General features: G+C 55.4%; 3 protein-coding genes. All 3 read right to left on the reverse strand.

Features of this window, described 5'->3' with window-relative positions; genetic code table 11:
- Window positions 1-11 precede the first annotated feature (11 nt).
- The gene (locus DQX05_RS31290; RefSeq protein WP_182914978.1) at window positions 12-179 is read right to left on the reverse strand and encodes a hypothetical protein; all 168 of its coding nucleotides are present in this window, start codon (window positions 177-179) and stop codon (window positions 12-14) included.
- Window positions 180-302: 123 nt separating this feature from the next.
- Complete coding sequence (locus DQX05_RS30010) at window positions 303-1,340, reverse strand: Gfo/Idh/MocA family protein (RefSeq protein WP_119796881.1); 1,038 nt, start codon at window positions 1,338-1,340, stop codon at window positions 303-305.
- Between the two features lie 1,104 nt (window positions 1,341-2,444).
- A complete protein-coding gene (locus tag DQX05_RS30015) occupies window positions 2,445-2,636 on the reverse strand; it encodes a hypothetical protein (RefSeq protein WP_119796882.1) in 192 nt (63 codons plus the stop codon).
- Between the last annotated feature and the right edge of the window lie 16 nt (window positions 2,637-2,652).

A 2,652-nucleotide genomic window follows, 5' to 3' on the forward strand; every position in this document is an offset into this window, starting at 1 on the left:
ATCGTTGGCTTCTATTTTGTTATGGTTAAATTAGGTTTGAAGACACGCTCTAGCTCATCTTGCTCATGTTGTCCATTTTGTTCATGTTGCACATCTTGTTCACATTGCTCATCTTGTTCATATTGCTCTCCGAGCCCATACATTGCTTCTTCGTACCGAGTCTCTCCCTTCTTTGTCATGCCCCACACTCCCTATGAATTCGAGTCGTCGAGCCGTGCCAGGCTTCCCTTTCCGGCCTCTCGGGGTCACAGCTTCCTGGCTAATGCTCCCGGGCGCAGCTTCTCGGCACCACTACTGTTCTGTTACAGTTCCCGATAGGAAGCGTATTCCTGGAGCAGCGGTGCCATCCGCACCGTCGCTTGCCGGCGGGAACTTTCCATGGCGCCGAACACCATCGCCATGCTCTTCACGTTGTCGGCGGCGCAAGTCTCCGCCGGCCGGCCTTCGGCTATCGCAGCGAAGATATCATCGAGGCAGCCGGCATGCCCTTCCCGGCCGCTCCAATCCATCGATGCCTCCGTCCGCATTGCTTCCCCGGCATCATTGAACGTTTCGGCTTCGATCCGGTCTTCGCCGTCCCATATCCCGGTGCCCCGGCTTCCCGCCACGCGCCAAGCCGCCTCCCATGACGTCGGGAAGCCCTGGGCGCTCCAGGAGCCGCGGTAGTTGAACACGGACCCGTCACTCATCTCGAAGGTGCAAACAGCGCTGGCATGACCTTTATACCAGGAGCCGGGAAGATTCCACTCATGACAGGTGACGGATACCGGATCCGCCCCGGTGATGAAGCGCGCTTGATCAAACGTATGGATGGCCATGTCCAGAATCAGCGGACTCGCCATCTGCTCGCGGAAGCCTCCGAACCGGGGCGCCAGGAAGAAATCCGCCCCGACGAAGCCGATCGGGCCGATGACGCCCGACTGCACCAGGTCGCGGAAGGCCCGAACCCGGCGCAAATAACGGCGGTTCTGCATAATAGACAGGGACAGCCCTGTCTTCCGCGACAGCTCGGCTAACTCTATCGCCGCGGTGAGGCTGGATGCCATCGGCTTTTCCGCTATCACATGACAGCCCATCTCCAATGCCGTTCCCGAGGTTGCGCGGTGCGCATCCGGCGTTGTCACGTCGAACACGAGATTGGCCCCGCTGCGCCGGATCGCTTCCCGCAGATCCGAATACAGCCCGCACGACAGGCCGTGCCTGTCCGCCATCTGCAAGGCGGCTTCCGGCCAAATATCGACGAGGCCAACGATCTCCGTATCCTCGCGCTCCCTGGCATACTCAATCCACGTATTGGCCATTTGGCCGCATCCGGCCACAACGACCTTCCATGTTGTCATAATGCGCCACGCTCCTTGTTCCATAGGATTTGATATGATTATACCCCAATCCCCTTCCACAGCGAATAGATTCATGGATCCGCTGCCACTGCGCAATCGTCGAAATGTGCAAATCGCCCATTTAGCGGTCAGCGCTCACTGCTCTTGAACAGATTGGTACTGGTTCTGCCGCCATGCTCGCGAAATGGAGCTTATGGCACTGCGGAGCTTATGGCATGTCCGAGCCTATGGAACTACGGGGCTTATGGCATGTCCGAGCTTATGGAACTGGGGGGCCCTTGAGCCTTTGAAGCCTCTTCTATTTCGCTCTTCTGCTGTTTCTTCTAATGTCTCTTCTTATGTCGCTCTTCTGCTGTTTCTTTCTGATGTCTCTTCTTATGTCGCTCTTCTGCTGTTTCTTCTGATGTCTCTTCGTCGTCGCAGCGAGGCCTCATGCTTCCACCTGCCCCCCTACGCGCGCCTGTTCCCGGTCCTGCGAAGGTTCCCATCCACCGGGCATTGAGAACGTATTGTTCCACGCAGCACCGAATTATCAATAGTCTGAAATACTGCAAATCTGCAGTATTTTCTCCTGAGTTGCTTTTTGTTAAAAGTCAATCCTGCAAAAATGCAGTAATTTAGCCCTTAATCGCCCAAAAGAAAGGAAAAACAGGAAAAATGCTGCGCTTTTGCAGGAATCCTGCCACAAACCCTTGATCGCATCGAAAATTACTGCACGCCTGCAGCATTTTTAAATTGAGGGCCGCCCCGATGTCCTCTGGAGCAGCCTCCTACGCGAACAGCCTAGTAGACCGCCACGCGCCCCAACCCTGGGCACAGCCGAGTGCTTGCCCATACCAACCTTATCAGCAACTCTTGACCTTATCAGCGACTTTTGCCCATATCAGCGACTCTTGAACCTGCCAGTGACTCTTGCGCATACCAGCAACTCTTGATCATGCCGTCGACTCGGCCATATCAGTGACTCTTGCCCATACCAGCGGCTCTTGACCTTATCAGCGACTCTTGACCTTATCAGCGACTTTTGCCCATATCAGCGACTCTTGACCATGCCAGTGACTCTTGACCATGTCAGCAACTCTTGCGCATACCAGCAACTCTTGATCATGCCGTCGACTCGGCCATATCAGTGACTCTTGCCCATACCAGCGACTCTTGCCCATACCAGCGGCTCTTGACCTTATCAGCGACTCTTGACCATGTCAGCGACTCTTGACCATACCAGCGGCTCTTGACCTTATCAGCGACTCTTGACCTTATCAGCGACTCTTGCCCATACCAGCGACTCTTGACCATATCAGCGACTCTTGAC

The sequence above is a fragment of the Paenibacillus thiaminolyticus genome (assembly GCF_003591545.1).
GTDB lineage: Bacteria > Bacillota > Bacilli > Paenibacillales > Paenibacillaceae > Paenibacillus_B > Paenibacillus_B thiaminolyticus_A.